This is a genomic window from Oleiphilus sp. HI0128 (assembly GCF_001635365.1).
Genome location: NZ_LWGG01001003.1, coordinates 1 through 673, shown reverse-complemented (window position 1 = coordinate 673; position 673 = coordinate 1). Strand labels below are relative to the sequence as shown.

The window sequence follows — 673 nt, the reverse complement described above, 5'->3', positions numbered from 1 at the left end:
GTAGGGTAAGGTGCTTAGCGCTGAGGAAGTGTGGTGACTTTTGATCGGCCGACAAGAATAGCTCGAAAGGAGCGCCGTGAGTAATTTGTGCGACCAACTTACCCGACGATCCATAGGAGGCATGGATCTTGTGCTTGCTTTCACTCTCAAAGTTTTTAATTAAAACTTTGGCGGTGGAGATAAAGTTAGAGGCAACCGCGATATTGGCGCTTTCGCTCCACACCTTTGTAGAGCAGGAGAAAATAACCAGGCTTGCCAGAAAAGCTTTGAGCCAGATTATTGGGTAATTGAATATAGGTGTGCGCATCTAAGGTCTGAAACAGCTGCTATTTGTAAGTGTTGGCTTTGGTTAAAAGCGCATATTGAACGATTGCACTGATTTCAGCAAGTTTATGATGGGGGTTAAAAAAGAAGCCCCTTTCGGGGCTAAACCTTGCGACATACAAGGGAAAGAATGTATGGGGTGGGAAGACTGTTTTACGACCTCGTGAGTCCAGCCAACACACCCCGCTTGATAGAACTTTTTTGCTTGCTGCCTAGGCTAGCAAGACCGAATCGCCTTCGAGTTTAACTGGGTAAACAGTTACAGATTTGTCTTCTTCCTCAAGGCATTCGCCTGTCTTAAGGTCAAAGTGCTGTTTGTATAGGGGAGAAGCAACCACGTACTTGCCGG

At 46.2% G+C, this 673-nt stretch carries 2 protein-coding genes; both read right to left on the bottom strand.

What is annotated here, in order from left to right; genetic code table 11:
* Positions 1-307: substrate-binding domain-containing protein (locus A3763_RS17020; protein WP_197482944.1), on the bottom strand; the 307-nt coding region annotated here is incomplete at its 3' end.
* Between the two features lie 229 nt (positions 308-536).
* Positions 537-662 (bottom strand): nitrite reductase (NAD(P)H) small subunit, encoded by a 126-nt coding sequence (locus A3763_RS17015; protein WP_082880500.1) that lies wholly within the window; start codon positions 660-662, stop codon positions 537-539.
* Positions 663-673 lie beyond the last annotated feature (11 nt).